Origin of the sequence: Eubacterium multiforme (genome assembly GCF_030813415.1) — a bacterium.
In the GTDB taxonomy this organism is placed as follows: domain Bacteria; phylum Bacillota; class Clostridia; order Clostridiales; family Clostridiaceae; genus Clostridium; species Clostridium multiforme.
Window position 1 is genome coordinate 72,332 of record NZ_JAUSUF010000009.1, and the last position, 16,680, is coordinate 89,011.

Consider the following 16,680-nt stretch of genomic DNA (forward strand, 5'->3'; position numbering starts at 1 on the left):
TATGAATTTAAATTTATCACAAATAATTATTTTAGTAATAATTGCTTGGACTATCATAACAAGTATAAAAAATGTTATGGTAAGTAGAGATTTAGAAAATGTTATTGCTTCTATAATTGGTAGTATATCAAGTGTAATTAGTTTTTTTATAATATTTTTGTTTTATAATTTTTTTAATAATAAAATAGAAAGTTTTTTACTTAATATAAGTCCAGATAAAACTTTAAATATAGTAATAAAACTATTAATATTTCTTATAATATTTTTTGTTATAAAATGGATTATATATACGATTTTTAGACTTATTAATTCTATATTTAATTTTGATTTTAACAGAGGACTTTCAAATAATAAGGTTTTATTATTTATTTTTAGTACTCTTTTAGGACTTATAAGAGGAATGCTAATAGTTTTATGCATCCTAATTGCAATAGTTACGTATAATGGATTTGCAAGTCCTAAATATAAAGTAAATATGTTTTCAAATCTAAAAGCATATCATAAAATTTCAAATTTAATAGATGAAAAGAAAATAAGTAAAATAAAAAGTGGACTTGTACAAGACATATCGAATTCAACAGTTGTTTATTATAATGGTGTTACCTTAAAAGAAGGAATAGAATCTAATAGTGCTATTAACAATAAAGCAAGGGAAATTACAGCAAATTTAAAAACTGACAGAGAAAAAGCAAAAGCTATATATACTTGGATAGGAACTCATATAAAATATGATGATTTTAAGGCTGAAAAAGTTATGAATAAAAATAATGTAACAAATAGTGGAGCAATACAAACCTTTGAAACAAGAAAGGGAATTTGCTTTGATTATGCCTGCCTATATGTAGCCATGTGTAGAGCTGTTAACCTTAAAGTTAGAATGGTAATTGGTGAGGCTTATAATGGGGAAGAATATATAAGTCATGCATGGAATGAAGTTTATTTAAAAAATGAAAGAAAATGGATTAAAGTAGACCCAACATTTTATATGGCAGGAAATTATTTTGATAATCCTAATTTTAATTCTGACCACAAAGAAAAGAGTATTGCCGGTGAATGGTAAATATAAAAAGATTAGCATAAATATAAATGCTAATCTTTTTTGTGTTTAGAAAGTATTAAATTAATGGCTTTTTCACAATCTTTATCTTTATTATCTAAAGCCCAGGACATATTAAAATATATTAAGGCTTTATTATTATTTTGTTTCATTGCGTAGCAATAACCAAGATTGAAAAAATATTTACTATCTCTTTGAAGGGTAATTGCTTTTTTTAACATATTAATTGCCCCTTCATAATTTTTAAGTTTAATAAAACAAACTCCAGAATTATAATAAGAGCAGGCTTCATTTTCTTTAAATTCTACAGCCTTTTGATAAAATTTAATTGCTTCTTCATATTCTTTCGTATTGTAAAGTCTATTTGCTTCGCTAAAGTAATTCACAGTAACCTCCTTAAGAATAATAAACTTTTTATATAAAAATAATAAAAATTTAAATCGTATCATATATTATTAAAGGAAAAAAATTCTTTGTGTTTATAGTATGTACATAGTTTTTATATTATATACGAAGTCTACCAAATTTATACTAAAAATTTAAAAAAACTTTAAATTAATCTTAAATTTTAGATAAATGTAATTATAATTTCGCATAAAATGTTGATTTGAGATTAAGTTAATATATAATACATATATAGGTGTTTTATTTAAAATTGATAAGTAGGTGTAAATTAATGAACAATTATAAATTGGGGTTAGATGTAGGGTCTACTACCGTAAAACTAGTATTATTAACAGATGATAATACTATGATTTTTTCTGAATATAGAAGACATTATTCAGATATAAAAAATACTATAATTGGGTTAATGAAAGAATGTTATGAGAAAATAGGGGATAGGAAAATTACAGTAACCATTACAGGATCTGGAGGGCTTTCAGTTTCTAATTGGCTTAATGTTAAGTTTGTGCAAGAAGTTATTGCTTGTACTGAAACTATAGAGAGGGTTATACCTCAAACTGATGTTGCAATTGAACTTGGTGGAGAGGATGCAAAGATAACTTATTTAAAGGGTGGAATTGAACAAAGAATGAATGGTACATGTGCTGGAGGTACAGGTGCATTTATAGATCAGATGGCATCACTTTTAAATACAGATGCTTCAGGACTTAATGAACTTGCAAAAAAGCATAAGGTTATATATCCAATTGCTTCAAGATGTGGTGTTTTTGCAAAAACTGATATCCAACCACTTATTAATGAAGGAGCTAAAAAAGAAGATATAGCAGCGTCTGTTCTTCAGGCAGTTGTTAATCAAACAATAGGTGGTCTTGCATGTGGTAAGCCTATAAAAGGAAATGTTGCTTTTTTAGGAGGACCACTTTACTTTTTATCAGAACTTAGAAATAGATTTATTGAGACTTTAGAGCTTAAAGAGAATGAAATAATATTTCCAAAGAATTCACAATTGTTTGTTGCTATGGGTGCAGCACTTTTATCAGAGGAAGAAAAAGCAATTTCCTTTAAAAACTTAATTGATAAAGTTAATACAATTGGAGAAGCAAAGGATGATAATATAGAAAGATTACCTGCCTTATTTAAGGGAGAATCAGATTATAAAGAATTTAAAGAAAGACATGACAGAGCAAAAGCTAAGAGAGGTTCTTTAGAGGATGTTAAAGGCAAGGTATTTTTAGGAATTGATGCAGGTTCTACAACAACTAAAGTTGTTTTAATTAATGAAAATAAAGAAATAGTATACTCATTTTATGGAAGTAATGAAGGAAATCCATTAAAGGCTATAGTAGGAATTATAAATGATTTATATAATAAACTTCCAGAGGGTGTGGAAATTGCAAATAGTACAGTTACAGGATATGGAGAAGCTTTAATAAAGGCAGCTCTTCATATGGATATTGGAGAAATTGAAACAATTGCTCACTATAAAGCTGCTGAATACTTCTTGCCAGGAGTAGATTTTATACTTGATATCGGTGGTCAAGATATGAAGTGTTTAAGAATAAAAGGTGGAGTAATAGACAGTATACTTTTAAATGAAGCTTGTTCTTCAGGTTGTGGTTCATTTATAGAAACCTTTGGTAAATCCCTTGGATTAGAAGTTCAAGATTTTGCAAAGGAAGCTTTATTTTCTAAGTCACCAGTTGATTTAGGATCAAGATGTACTGTATTTATGAATTCAAGAGTTAAGCAGTCACAAAAGGAAGGGGCAACTGTTGGAGATATATCAGCAGGACTTTCTTATTCAGTAATTAAGAATGCTTTATATAAGGTTATAAAAATTAGAGACGAAAAGGAAATGGGAGAAAAAATAATAGTTCAAGGTGGAACTTTCTATAATGATGCTGTTCTTAGAAGTTTTGAAAAAATATCAGGAAGAGAAGTTATAAGACCAGATATTGCAGGACTTATGGGAGCATTTGGAGCAGCACTAATTTCAAAAGAAAGATACACTGAAGGAGAAAAATCTTCTATATTACCTAAGGAAGAAGTTAAAGATTTTAAAATGACTTCAGAATTTAGAAGATGTGGAATGTGCGGTAATAACTGCTTATTAACTGAAAATACTTTTTCAACTAATGAAAAATTTATATCAGGTAATAGATGTGAAAGACCACTTGGACTTAATATAAGCAAGGAAAAAGTTCCAAATCTTTATAAGTATAAATTTAAAAGAACTTTTGGATATAAGCCTTTAAAGAAAGAAGAGGCAAAGAGAGGTACAATTGGAATACCAAGAGTACTTAACATGTATGAAAATTATCCTTTATGGTTTACTTTACTTACAGAACTAGGATTTAGAGTTGTTTCATCACCAGTTTCATCAAAGAAACTTTATGAAAAAGGAATAGATACAATTCCTTCAGATTCAGCTTGTTATCCAGCAAAGCTTGTACATGGTCATATAATGGCATTAATAGAAAATGGAGTAGATACAATATTTTATCCTTGTATTCCATATGAAAAGAAGGAATTTAGTGATTCTACTAATCATTATAATTGTCCAATGGTTACTTCATATCCTGAAGTAATAAAAAATAATATGGATATACTTGAAGAGAAAAATATAAAATTTATAGCACCATTTTTCTCTTTAGATGATAAAAAAGTTTTAGCTAAGAGAATAGTAGAAGAATTTAAAGATTTTAATATAGATATAAAGGAAGCAAAAGAAGCTGTAAACAAAGCTTTTGTTGAAAGGGAAAACTATAAAAAAGATATACAAGATAAAGGAAAAGAAGTAATTGAATATCTTAAAAAGAACAATAAAAAGGGTATAGTACTAACAGGAAGACCATATCATATAGACCCAGAAATAAATCATGGTATTCCAGATGTTATAAATTCCTTTGGAATGGCTGTTTTAACAGAAGATAGTGTATCAGAACTTGGAGAATTACATGCACCTTTAAGAGTTGTTGACCAATGGACATATCATGGAAGATTATATAGAGCAGCAGCTTATGTTAGAGATTCAGATGTACTTGAAATGATTCAACTTAATTCTTTTGGATGTGGATTAGACGCTGTAACAACAGATCAAGTAAATGAAATTCTAGAGGAAAAAGGAAAAATATATACTGTACTTAAAATAGATGAAGGAAATAATTTAGGAGCTGCTAAAATAAGAATAAGATCATTAAAGGCGGCTATAGAAGAGAGAGAAAGAAATAGTTATGTTCCTATAACTCAAAATATAGAATATAAAAATCCTATATTTACAAAGGAAATGAAAAAAAATCATACAATATTATGTCCACAAATGTCACCAATACATTTTAATATTTTAGAAGAGGCTATAAAGGCATCAGGATATAACCTTGAAATATTACCAGCTAGTGATAAAGGTGCAGTAGAAGAGGGATTAAAGTATGTAAATAATGATGCATGCTATCCATCAATAATTGTAATTGGACAAATAATAAAGGCTTTAAAATCAGGAAAATACGATTTAAATAATACATCAGTTATAATATCTCAAACTGGTGGAGGGTGTAGAGCTACAAATTATATTGGATTTTTAAAGCTTGCTATGAAAAATGCTGGATTTAGTAATGTTCCAATTCTTTCATTAAATGCAGTTGGACTTGAAAAGCAGCCAGGATTTAAAGTTACAATAAAACTTGTAAAGAGAGCTTTAATGGCACTTATTTATGGGGATATATTTATGAGAGTCTTATATAGAACAAGACCTTATGAAAAGGTAAAAGGATCTGCAAATGAGCTTTATAATAAGTGGAATAAAATTGCAAAAGAAAATGTTAAAAATGGAAGCAAGAGAGAATTTAATAAAAATGTTAAAGATATAATAAAAGACTTTGATGAATTAGAATTATTAAATATTAAAAAGCCAAGAGTTGGTGTAGTTGGAGAAATATTAGTTAAATATCATCCAACAGCTAATAATGATATAGTAAGTCTTTTAGAAAGTGAAGGAGCAGAGGCTGTTGTTCCAGATCTTTTAGATTTCTTCTTCTATTCAGCTTACGATAGTGAATTTAAATATAAATATTTAGCATTTAGCAGAACATCAAGAGATTTAAGTCTTATTGCTATGAAATATATGGAAAGCTATAGAAAAGAAATGAAAAAAGCTTTAGATGAAAGTGAAAGATTTGAATCACCAAAAAATATTAAAGAACTTGGACGTTTAGCTTCAAATATACTTTCATTAGGAAATCAAACTGGAGAAGGATGGTTTTTAACAGCTGAAATGATAGAGCTTATAAAAACTGGAGCAGACAATATTGTTTGTATGCAACCATTTGCTTGCCTTCCAAACCATGTAACTGGTAAAGGAATGATGAAAGCTTTAAAGAAAAATTATCCAAAGGCAAATATAGTTGCTGTTGATTACGACCCAGGAGCTTCAGTTGTAAATCAAGTAAATAGAATTAAACTTATGCTTTCAGTTGCATTTAAAAAATTAAAAGAAGAAGAAAGTAAAGTTAAAGAAATTAATGTACATGAAGAAGAAGTAGTAAAGCAAGCTTTTAAAGAAGCAAGTGTTACTTTGCATCAATAATTAATTGACAAAAGTCAATTAATGATATAACATAATATGTACATAAAATTGTATATATTAAATGCAAAGATAAAGAGGAGTAGATTTAGGAAGTATCAAAGAGAGAAGGGATTAGGTGAGAGCCCTTTATACTGAATATTTTGAAGGTAGCTTTTGAGTTTCTTTAGTGAAATAATAGTAACTAAAGACGGCCATTTTTCTAGGTCGTTATTTGAATTAAGAGCTTATAAAGGTTTATTAATAAACCTTGTAGGAATAAAGGTGGTACCACGAACTTTCGTCCTTTTGTAGGATGAAGGTTCTTTTTTTATTCAATATATTAATTTTAGGAGGAGTTTAAATGTCAGATATAAGAAATATTGAAACAACATATAATCCAAAAGAATTTGAAGATAGAATTTATAAAAATTGGGAAGAAAAAAAATATTTTACACCAGTAATCGATAAAAATAAAAAATCATATTCAATAGTTATGCCACCACCAAACATAACAGGAAAATTACATTTAGGTCATGCACTTGATAATACCCTTCAAGATATGCTTATAAGATTTAAAAGAATGCAAGGATTTGAAACTCTTTGGCTTCCAGGTCAAGACCATGCATCAATTGCAACAGAAGTTAAAGTTGAAAATGAACTTCTTAAAAAGGGACTTAAGAAGAAGGAAATGGGAAGAGAAGCTTTCCTAGAAAAAGTTTGGGAATGGACAGATGAATATAGAGGCAGAATAAGAACTCAACTTAAAAAGATGGGATGTTCTGCTGATTTTACAAGAGAAGCATTTACAATGGATGAACATTTAGATAAGGCAGTTAAACATGTATTTGTTAAGTTATACAATGAAGGTCTTATATACCAAGGAAATAGAATAACTAATTGGTGTCCTAAATGTCAAACAGCACTATCAGATGCAGAAATAGAATATGCAGAACAAAATGGACACTTTTGGCATATAAATTATCCACTTAAAAATGGAGAAGGTTTCTTAGAAATTGCAACAACAAGACCAGAAACATTACTTGGAGATACAGCTGTTGCAGTTAATCCAAATGATGATAGATTTAAACATCTTATAGGAGAAACTTTAATTCTTCCATTAGTAAATAGAGAAATTCCAATAGTTGGAGATGACTATGTTGATATTGAATTTGGAACAGGAGCAGTTAAAATAACTCCAGCTCACGATCCAAATGATTTTGAAGTAGGAAAGAGACATAACTTAAAAGAAATAAGAGTTATGGATGATAGGGGCTTCATAAATGAAAATGGTGGAAAATATGAAGGCTTAGAAAGATATGAAGCAAGAAAAGCTATAGTTAAGGATCTTGAGGATCTTGGACTTTTAGTTAAAATAAAGGATCACACTCATAATGTAGGAACACATGATAGATGTGGAACTGTAATAGAACCAATAATATCAAAACAATGGTATGTAAAGATGGAATCTTTAGCAGACCCAGCTATAGAAGTTGTAAGAAATAACAAAACTAAGTTTATACCAGAAAGATTTGAAAAAACTTATTTCAACTGGATGGAAAACATTCAAGACTGGTGTATATCAAGACAATTATGGTGGGGACACAGAATACCAGTATGGTACTGTAAAGATTGTAACCACATAAATGTATCAACAGAAGAAATAACTACTTGTGAAAAATGTGGAAGCCATAATTTAGAACAAGAAACAGATGTTTTAGATACATGGTTCTCATCAGCATTATGGCCTTTCTCAACTCTTGGATGGCCAGATAAAACAGAAGATTTAGAATATTTCTATCCAACAAATACTTTAGTTACTGGATATGATATTATATTCTTCTGGGTTGCTAGAATGATATTTAGTGGAATACACAATATGGGAGAAACACCATTTGAAAATGTATTAATACATGGAATAATAAGAGACTCAGAAGGAAGAAAAATGAGTAAATCTTTAGGAAACGGAGTAGATCCATTAGAAGTTATTGATACTTATGGAGCAGATGCTTTAAGATTTATGCTTGTAACTGGTAATGCACCAGGTAATGATATTAGATATTATCCAGAAAGAGTAGAATCAGCTAGAAACTTTGCAAATAAGATTTGGAATGCTTCAAGATTTGTTATGATGAACTTAGATAGAGAGTTAATGAACAAATATAAAGATTTAAAAGATTATACTTTAGCAGATAGATGGATTCTTTCAAAATTAAATACTTTAGTTACAGAAGTTACAGAAAATATGGATAAATTTGAACTTGGAATAGCACTTCAAAAAGTTTATGATTTCATGTGGACTGAATTTTGTGATTGGTACATAGAACTTGTAAAACCAGTTCTATATGGAGAAGATGAGAAAGCTAAGGGAATAACATACAATGTATTATTTACAGTGCTAGAAACAGGTCTTAAGCTTCTTCATCCAGTAATGCCATTTATAACAGAAGAAATCTTTACTCATTTAAATGATAAGGAAGAAACAATAACATTATCAGCTTGGCCAGAATATAAAGAAGAATTACTTGATGTAAAGGCAGAAGAGGATATGGCATTTGTTATTGAAGCTATTAAAAACTTAAGAAATTTAAGAGCTGAAATGAATGTTAAGCCATCTAGAAAAGCTAATGTTATATGCTATATTTCAGATGAAGCAAAGGATGCCTTTAGTAAGGGTGCAGCTTATATAGAAAAATTAGCATCAGCATCTAATGTTTCATTTATAGAAGATAAAAATGAAGTTCCAGAAAATGCTGTATCAATAGTTGTAAATGGTGGAGAATTATTTATGCCACTTCTTGATTTAGTAGATAGAGAAAAGGAACTTGAAAGATTAAATAAAGAACTTAAGAAATTAGAAGGAGAAATTGAAAGAATAGATAAAAAACTTTCAAATGCAGGCTTTGTAGCTAAGGCTCCTGAAAAAGTAGTATTAGGTGAAAAGGAAAAGAGAGCTAAATATGTTGAAATGTTAGAAGCTGTTAAAGGCAGAATCGATACATTAAAATAATTTTAAATAAAGGATTGGTATACTTAAATACCAATCCTTTATTTTTTATATTAATTTAAAATTTTTTCGAAACTCTTTATATATTTTATAGTTTTATAATTAATTTTATTTATGAAAGGTAGTAACTTTAAAGTGCCTAATTGTTCAATTAAAATTAGGTTGATAAAATAAATTCAAAGGAGTTAAAAATGAAATTTAGGAGGAATTAATTATGGTAAAACATATAAATGAAAAAGAATTTGAAGATGAAGTGTTAAAAGAAAAGGGAGTAGTAGTTGTTGATTTTTTTGCAAATTGGTGTAGACCATGTAGTATGTTAGCTCCATTATTAGAAGAAGTACAAGCAGAAATGAAAAATATAAAAATAGTTAAAGTTAATATAGATGAAAATAAAAATGTTGCAAAAGATTATAGGATTACAAATATACCAACAATAAAGATATTTAAAAATGGTAAGGAAAGTATTACAAAGTCAGGTTTTTTACCAAAAGAATCTTTAATAGAATTTATAGAGAAAAGTATTTAATATCTTTTATGAATTAAAAGTTATATTAACTAATAAATAAAGGTTAGGAGAAAAATTAAAATGAATAAATATGATGCTATAATAATTGGTTTTGGTAAAGGTGGTAAAACCCTTGCTGGATATTTAGGAAAGATAGGAAAAAAGGTGGCTTTAATTGAAAAGTCAAATGAAATGTATGGAGGAACATGCATTAATGTTGGATGTATTCCAACAAAAGTGTTAGTTAATAGATCTAAAATTTCTTTATATAAAGATTTAGATACATTTGAAGAAAAAGCAAATGAGTATAAAAAGGCTATAGAATATAAAGATAATTTAATATCTATGTTAAGAACTAAAAATTTTAATATGTTAAATGATAATGAAAATATTGATATATATAATGGAGTAGCATCCTTTATATCAAATACAAAAATTGAAGTTAAAGGAAAGAATGAAAATATTATTTTGGAAGGAGAAAATATATTCATTAATACTGGAGCATCTACTATAATTCCAGAAATAAATGGAATAAAAGATGGTAAAAAAATATATACAAGTACTACAATAATGAATTTAAAAGAGTTACCTAAACATTTGATTATAGTTGGTGGAGGATATATTGGGCTTGAATTTTCATCAATATATGCAAGTTTTGGTTCAAAGGTAACAGTAATAGAGGCTTCTTCAAAAATTGCAGTTAGAGAAGATGATGAAATTTCTGCTAATGTAAAAGAAATATTAGAGAAAAAAGGTATTTCATTTAAACTAAATGCAAAGGTGAAATCCTTTAAAGAAGAAGAGGAAAAGGTTAAAGTATCTTATTTAGACATTTCAAATAATGAGGAAGTAAATATAGAAGGAGATGCAGTTTTAATTGCAATAGGTAGAAAACCAAATACGGAAGGTTTAAATTTAGAAAATGCAGGAGTAAAGGTTACAGATAGAGGTGCAATAGCTGTTAATAATAGACTAAAAACAAATGTATCAAACATATGGGCTATTGGTGATGTTAATGGTGGATTACAATTTACTTATGTATCATTAGATGACTTTAGAATTATAAAAGATAATTTATTTGGAGAAGGAGTAAGAACAACTGATGATAGAGGGGATATACCATATTCAGTATTTATAGAACCAAGTTTATCAAGAGTTGGATTAAGTGAAAAAGAAGCTAGGGATAAGGGATATGAAATTAAAATAGCTAAATTAAAAGTAGCAAATATTCCAAGGGCTAGAGTTATAGAAGAAACAGAAGGTATTATGAAAGCTGTAGTTGATGCTAAAACAGATAAAATGCTTGGAGTTACATTATTAGCAGCAGAATCAAGTGAAGTAATAAATATAGTAAGTGCTACTATGAAATCTGGTAAAGATTATACATTTTTAAGAGATAATATATTTACTCATCCTACTATGAGTGAATCCTTAAATGATTTGTTTTCATTAATATAGTATTTTTAAAGAGTTTTACGTGAAGAAAAGAATAATTATTTATTAAAAGTTATTTAAAGATATATTGATAAGCTTAGTATGTAGGTTATAATTATATTAATTTTATTGTATTGGGGGTTTTTAAATGTATAGCGTAGATGAAATGATTTATGATTGTCCTGTTGAAGCTCTATCAAATATATTAGGAAAGAAATGGGTTGCAGAAATAATATGGAGTATACAAGAGGAAAAAATAAGGTTTGGAGAGTTATTAAGAAATCTTAAAGGGTGTAGTAAAAAAATGTTATCACAACAATTAGAGTTATTAATAAATAATAATATTATAATTAACGATAAAAAGACAATTAATAATATAGTTGAATCTACATATTATTTAAGTAAGTCAGGATTATTATTATTACCTATTATGGAGAAGATGATAAATTGGAGCAATAACAATTTACTTTGTGAATAATAATTTTTATATGAAAATATTAGTCTGTGTTTTAGAGTTGGAGGGGTTTATAAATGGGAAATATTAATTTTTTTATTGTATTCATAGAGGGAGTACTGTCGATTTTTTCACCGTGTATATTACCAATATTACCTATATATTTAAGTATGTTATCTAATAGCAGTGTAGATAACATAAAGGATTCTAATTTTAAGAGTAGTTTATTACTTAAAAATACTATATTTTTTACTCTTGGTATATCTACCACATTTTTCATATTAGGTTCATCTATAAATGCATTAACTTCATTTTTTAATACAAATAAAAATATGATAATGATCTTTGGTGGAATCATAATAATTATTATGGGATTATTTTATTTAGGAGTTATAAAATCTGAACTTTTAAGTAGAGAAAAAAGATTAAATATTAAATCGAAAAATATGTCTCCATTATCTGCTTTTTTATTAGGATTTACCTTTAGTTTTGGTTGGACACCTTGTATTGGACCAATATTATCATCTGTGTTAATTATGTCTTCCACTTCAAAAAATGCATTAGAAGCTAACTTTCTTATATTAATTTATACAATAGGGTTTATACTGCCATTTATAATTGTAACTCTATTTTATAATAAATTATTTGAAAAGATTGATAAAGCTAAAAAATATATGGGAATGATAAAAAATTTAAGTGGAATATTTATTATTATAGCTGGGTCAATTATGTTATTTAATGGAGTTTTAAATATAAATAAAGAAATAAGCGCAAATAATAAAAATAAGACAAATATAGTAGAAAAAGATATACAAAAATCAGAGGATAATAAAGATACAAAAGAAAATAAAGATGATTCAGCTGATAAAATAAAACCAATAGATTTTACTCTATATGATCAGTATGGAAAAAAGCATACACTTAGTAAATATAAGGGAAAAACAATATTTTTGAATTTTTGGGCAACATGGTGTCCGCCATGTAGGGAAGAGATGCCTTATATTGAAAATATTTATAAGAAATACAATAAGAATAAAGGAGATGTAGTAATACTTGGAGTGGCATCACCTAATTTAGGAAAAGAAGGTTCAAAAGAAGATATAAAAGAATTTTTAAGTAAAAATGGTCATACTTTCCCAATTGTATTTGATGAAGGTGGTACTATGATTCAGCAATATGGAATAAGTGCATATCCATCAACATTTATAATAAATAAAGAGGGCTATATAACAAAATATATACCAGGTGCAATGGATGAGAGTACTATGAAAAATATAATAGAAAGCACTAAATAAAATAATAAAAAAGGAGAAGAATTTAATTCTTCTCCTTTAAATATACAATTATTTTTTAGCTACATCGCATTGACCGTGATCTACAGGATTAATGCTCTTTTCTCCAAACATTATTTTTGAGAAGTTATCACCAAATTCTATAGCTTCTTCAATTTGTTCTTTAGAAGCTCTGAATTTAACACGTAAACCTGGATGAACTAATTTCATCTTTAATTCTTCTAGTCTAGTTTCTATTCTAGGAACTGCTTCTCCGCTCCATCCATATGAACCAAAGGCAGCTGCAAATTTCTTACCATTAATTATAGGATTTAAATTAGCTAATAAAATTCTAATTGGAGGTAATAATTCTCCAACTATTGTTGGTGATCCAAATAATAAACCATCTGATTCATCAATATCTTTCATAATTGCATCAGTATCTTTATCTACTGTTAAGTCATATGATTTAACTTCAACATTATGATTTTTCTTAAGTCCTTCTTCAATATATTTAGCTAATTCTTTTGTGTAGCCGTAAGCTGAAACATAACAGATAGTAACTTTTTTATCACCGTTTATTTCAGGCTTTACAGGAGTTGCCCATTCTTTAAACTTATTTACTACATCCCATGGATTTTCTCTTAAAATAGGACCGTGACCTGGACAAATTATATCTATATCTAAGTCTTTAATTTTATCTATACCTTTAAGAACAAAAGGTTTAAATGGTCCAAAGATAGCATCAAAATAATATTTTAATGAAACATTATAATCTTCTTCATTTTCAATTAAGTCATTGAAAATATTTTTGCATGAGTAGTGACAACCAAAAGAATCACAAGTAATTAAAACTTTATCTTCTTCAACATATGTATACATTGAATCTGGCCAATGTAAAAATGGAGCTGAAATAAATCTTAATGTTTTATCTCCAAGAGATAAAGTGTCACCATCTTTTGCAACTATATAATCAAAATCTCTATTTATGATTTCTTTTAAGAAAGAAATTGCTTGCATTGTTCCAACAACTTTTGCATGTGGAGCAAGGTCTAAAAGTTTTCCAACTGAACCTGAATGATCTGGTTCTGTATGATCTAATACTATATAGTCAATATCAGCTGGAGTTATATTTAAAGTTTCAAGGGTTTCTAAATACTCATCAAAGCACTTTTCTTTAACTGTCTCAAATAAAGCTGTCTTTTCACTTCCATTAACTACATATGAATTGTAACTTGTACCATATGGAGTGTACATTATAATATCAAAAACTCTTAAGTTTGGGTCTAATGCACCTACCCAATGAATATCTTTTTTTATTTCTACATTTTTCATATTTAACACCTCTTGTAATAATAACTTCTAAAAAATAATAAATATTGTTCGATATGATTTATGATAACAAAAAAGCAATTGATTGTAAATGATATTTTAACATTAAATAGATAAATTTGTTAAAATATAAATCATTACATAATATATTATAAACTTTTGACAATAAAATAATTACTAGTAAAATATTAATAGTGTAAAATTTAAATTAATAAAAATTAAAATATAATATTTATTTAAGGGGCGAATGAAATGAATTATAAAGAAGCAATGGAATACATTAAAAAAATTGGGAATTTTGGATCAAATTATGGATTAGAGAGAACAGAAAGGCTCCTTGATATATTAGGAAATCCTCACAAAAAGATTAAGTGCATACATATTGCAGGAACAAATGGAAAAGGTTCTACCACATCAATTATAACTTCTATTTTAATGGAAGAGGGATTTAAAGTGGGTATGTATACTTCACCTTACTTAGAGGAATTTGAAGAGAGAATTCAAATAAATAGAGAAAATATAAAAAAAGAAGAATTAGCTTTTTATATGAAAGATGTAAAAAAGGCAGTAGATGAAGTAATTAAAGAAGGTTACAGTCATCCTACAGAATTTGAAATAATAACATGTTTAATGTTTTTATATTTTTATAGCAGAAAGGTTGATTATGCTGTTATAGAAGTAGGACTTGGAGGAAGATTAGATTCAACTAATGTTATAAAGCCTTTAGTTAGTGTTATAGCTTCAATTAGTCTTGACCATACAAATATATTAGGAAACAGTTTAAAAGAGATATCAAGGGAAAAGGGAGGCATAATAAAAGATAGTATTCCTTTAGTATTATATCCTCAAGAAGAAGAAGCTTTAAATGAACTTAAAAATATAGCAAAAGAAAAAAATTCAAAAATATATGAAGTAAAAAAAGATGATGGCGAGTTATTAAGTATAGTAAAAGAAAATGAATACTATCAAAAGGTAAAAATAAAAGGGAAACTTAATAATTATTATTTAAATTTAAAACTTTTAGGAGAACATCAAATATTAAATTGTGCTCTTGCAATAAGGGCTGTAGAAGTTTTATCTAAATTAGAAGGATTTAAAATAAATAACCTTGAAAAGGGAGTAGAAAAGGCAAAATGGAAGGGAAGACTTGAAGTTTTAAATAAAAAGCCTACTGTTGTTATAGATGGAGCTCATAATATTCAAGGAATAAAATCTCTTACAAAAAATGTAACTAAATATTTTAAATATAATAATTTATATCTTTTAATAGGAATACTTGCAGATAAACAGGTAGAAGAAATGATAAATGAGATAGCGCCTTTAAGTGAAAAAATTATTGCTTTAACGCCAAATAGTGATAGAGCAGAGCTTTCTAGTGAACTTAAAAAGGAAATTGAAAAAGTTAATAATAATGTAGAAAGTTTTGAAAGTTACGAAGAGGCCTTTAAAAGTATATTAAGTATTGCAAAGGAAGATGATTTAATTTTAGTAACAGGTTCTTTATACATGATTGGAGAGATGAGGGGAATAATAAATAAAATAAAGCTTCATTAGATTATGTAGTTTAAAAGTATATATAAAGATTACTTTTAGTTTATTTATATTTTAATAATACAATTTTAATAATATAAGAGTACTATAGATATTAGATAAAATATTTAAAGGTGATTGTAGGTGGATTTTATGGTAGATTTAACTTTTATAGGAACTGGCGGAAGTATACCTATGCCTTATAGGCATCTTTCCTCTCTTATGATTAATTATAGAGGAAGAAAAATTTTAATTGACTGTGGAGAAGGGTGTCAAATAGGAATAAGGGAGTATTCTTTAGGTTTTAAAAGTATTGATATTATATTTATAACTCATGGACATGGAGATCATGTAAATGGGATTTCAGGACTTTTATCAACTATTAGAAATAGTGGAAGAGAAAAAGATTTAATAATTATAGGACCTAAAGGAATTAAGGATATTATAAAAGGACTTATGGTTACAGCTAGATATCTTACATACTCTATTGAAATTATTGAATGCGAAGAAGAAAAATTATTTTTTAATTTAAATGATGGAAGAATTAATTTTTGTGATGAAAAGTTAAGTGAAATAGAAATAGATACTTTACCATTAGAACATTCAATGGATTGTATTGGAGCTAAGATAAAAATAAATAGAAGAGCAAAGTTTGATAAAGACCTTGCTATTAAAAATAATGTTCCAAAGATTATTTGGAGTAAACTTCAAAAGGGCGAGGTAGTAGATTATGAAGGTGTTAGGTATACTAGTGATTTAGTTTTAGGAGAAAAAAGAAAAGGAATAGTATTAAGCTATATAGTAGATAGCAGACCTATAGATAGTATTATAGATTTTATTTGTAAAAGTGATTTATTTATATGCGAAGGAACTTATGGGGATAATGAGGACTTAGAAAAGGCTATTAAAAATAAACATATGACCTTTAAAGAAGGAGCAACCCTAGCAAAAAGATCTTTTTCACATGAATTAATCTTTACTCATTTTTCTCCTTCTATGTTGAATCCAGAAGAGTTTACAAATAATGCTACGGAAGTATTTACTAATTCACATATAGCTTATGATGGCATGAAAAAAGAATTAAATTTTATAGAATAAAAATATAAAAAAGCAAAATAATAAAA

Annotated in this window: 11 protein-coding genes and 1 other annotated feature; of the genes, 9 read left to right on the forward strand and 2 right to left on the reverse strand. The window is 27.3% G+C overall.

What is annotated here, in order from left to right:
- The first annotated feature begins 1 nt into the window (after position 1).
- Entirely contained in the window at positions 2-1,060 is a 1,059-nt protein-coding gene (locus J2S18_RS11725) for a transglutaminase domain-containing protein (RefSeq protein ID WP_307487119.1), read from the forward strand.
- 29 nt (positions 1,061-1,089) lie between these two features.
- On the opposite strand, the gene J2S18_RS11730 is transcribed toward J2S18_RS11725, so the two are convergent.
- Positions 1,090-1,506: a tetratricopeptide repeat protein gene (locus J2S18_RS11730; protein WP_307487120.1), complete on the reverse strand. Its 417-nt coding sequence runs from the start codon at positions 1,504-1,506 to the stop codon at positions 1,090-1,092.
- 227 nt (positions 1,507-1,733) lie between these two features.
- Between J2S18_RS11730 and J2S18_RS11735 the strand changes: the two genes are divergently transcribed.
- From J2S18_RS11735 to J2S18_RS11760, 6 genes are all read left to right on the forward strand, one after another.
- Entirely contained in the window at positions 1,734-6,044 is a 4,311-nt protein-coding gene (locus J2S18_RS11735) for an acyl-CoA dehydratase activase-related protein (protein WP_307487121.1), read from the forward strand.
- Between the two features lie 57 nt (positions 6,045-6,101).
- Positions 6,102-6,332: a binding site (T-box leader), on the forward strand.
- A gap of 52 nt (positions 6,333-6,384) precedes the next feature.
- Positions 6,385-9,030, forward strand: coding sequence for a valine--tRNA ligase (locus J2S18_RS11740; RefSeq protein ID WP_307487122.1), 2,646 nt, complete (start codon positions 6,385-6,387; stop codon positions 9,028-9,030).
- 211 nt (positions 9,031-9,241) lie between these two features.
- Positions 9,242-9,556, forward strand: a complete 315-nt coding sequence (gene trxA / locus J2S18_RS11745) for a thioredoxin (protein ID WP_307487123.1) — start codon at positions 9,242-9,244, stop codon at positions 9,554-9,556.
- A 60-nt stretch (positions 9,557-9,616) separates the two neighbouring features.
- Positions 9,617-10,993, forward strand: a complete 1,377-nt coding sequence (locus tag J2S18_RS11750) for an FAD-dependent oxidoreductase (protein ID WP_307487124.1) — start codon at positions 9,617-9,619, stop codon at positions 10,991-10,993.
- Between the two features lie 124 nt (positions 10,994-11,117).
- Entirely contained in the window at positions 11,118-11,447 is a 330-nt protein-coding gene (locus J2S18_RS11755; protein ID WP_307487125.1) for a winged helix-turn-helix transcriptional regulator, read from the forward strand.
- A gap of 53 nt (positions 11,448-11,500) precedes the next feature.
- Positions 11,501-12,718: a redoxin family protein gene (locus J2S18_RS11760; RefSeq protein ID WP_307487126.1), complete on the forward strand. Its 1,218-nt coding sequence runs from the start codon at positions 11,501-11,503 to the stop codon at positions 12,716-12,718.
- A 48-nt stretch (positions 12,719-12,766) separates the two neighbouring features.
- Here J2S18_RS11760 and J2S18_RS11765 read toward each other — a convergent pair whose 3' ends face one another.
- The gene (locus J2S18_RS11765) at positions 12,767-14,029 is read right to left on the reverse strand and encodes an FprA family A-type flavoprotein (RefSeq protein ID WP_307487127.1); all 1,263 of its coding nucleotides are present in this window, start codon (positions 14,027-14,029) and stop codon (positions 12,767-12,769) included.
- Between the two features lie 249 nt (positions 14,030-14,278).
- Between J2S18_RS11765 and J2S18_RS11770 the strand changes: the two genes are divergently transcribed.
- Entirely contained in the window at positions 14,279-15,580 is a 1,302-nt protein-coding gene (locus tag J2S18_RS11770; protein WP_307487129.1) for a bifunctional folylpolyglutamate synthase/dihydrofolate synthase, read from the forward strand.
- 129 nt (positions 15,581-15,709) lie between these two features.
- A complete protein-coding gene (locus J2S18_RS11775; protein WP_307487130.1) occupies positions 15,710-16,654 on the forward strand; it encodes a ribonuclease Z in 945 nt (314 codons plus the stop codon).
- Positions 16,655-16,680 lie beyond the last annotated feature (26 nt).

Bases quoted from the DNA above. Each gene is read 5' to 3' on its own strand.
- J2S18_RS11725 (WP_307487119.1), top strand. From the start codon at position 2: ATGAATTTAAATTTATCACAAATAATTATTTTAGTAATAATTGCTTGG.
- J2S18_RS11730 (WP_307487120.1), bottom strand. From the start codon at position 1,506: ATGATACGATTTAAATTTTTATTATTTTTATATAAAAAGTTTATTATT.
- J2S18_RS11735 (WP_307487121.1), top strand. From the start codon at position 1,734: ATGAACAATTATAAATTGGGGTTAGATGTAGGGTCTACTACCGTAAAA.
- J2S18_RS11740 (WP_307487122.1), top strand. From the start codon at position 6,385: ATGTCAGATATAAGAAATATTGAAACAACATATAATCCAAAAGAATTT.
- trxA (WP_307487123.1), top strand. From the start codon at position 9,242: ATGGTAAAACATATAAATGAAAAAGAATTTGAAGATGAAGTGTTAAAA.
- J2S18_RS11750 (WP_307487124.1), top strand. From the start codon at position 9,617: ATGAATAAATATGATGCTATAATAATTGGTTTTGGTAAAGGTGGTAAA.
- J2S18_RS11755 (WP_307487125.1), top strand. From the start codon at position 11,118: ATGTATAGCGTAGATGAAATGATTTATGATTGTCCTGTTGAAGCTCTA.
- J2S18_RS11760 (WP_307487126.1), top strand. From the start codon at position 11,501: ATGGGAAATATTAATTTTTTTATTGTATTCATAGAGGGAGTACTGTCG.
- J2S18_RS11765 (WP_307487127.1), bottom strand. From the start codon at position 14,029: ATGAAAAATGTAGAAATAAAAAAAGATATTCATTGGGTAGGTGCATTA.
- J2S18_RS11770 (WP_307487129.1), top strand. From the start codon at position 14,279: ATGAATTATAAAGAAGCAATGGAATACATTAAAAAAATTGGGAATTTT.
- J2S18_RS11775 (WP_307487130.1), top strand. From the start codon at position 15,710: ATGGTAGATTTAACTTTTATAGGAACTGGCGGAAGTATACCTATGCCT.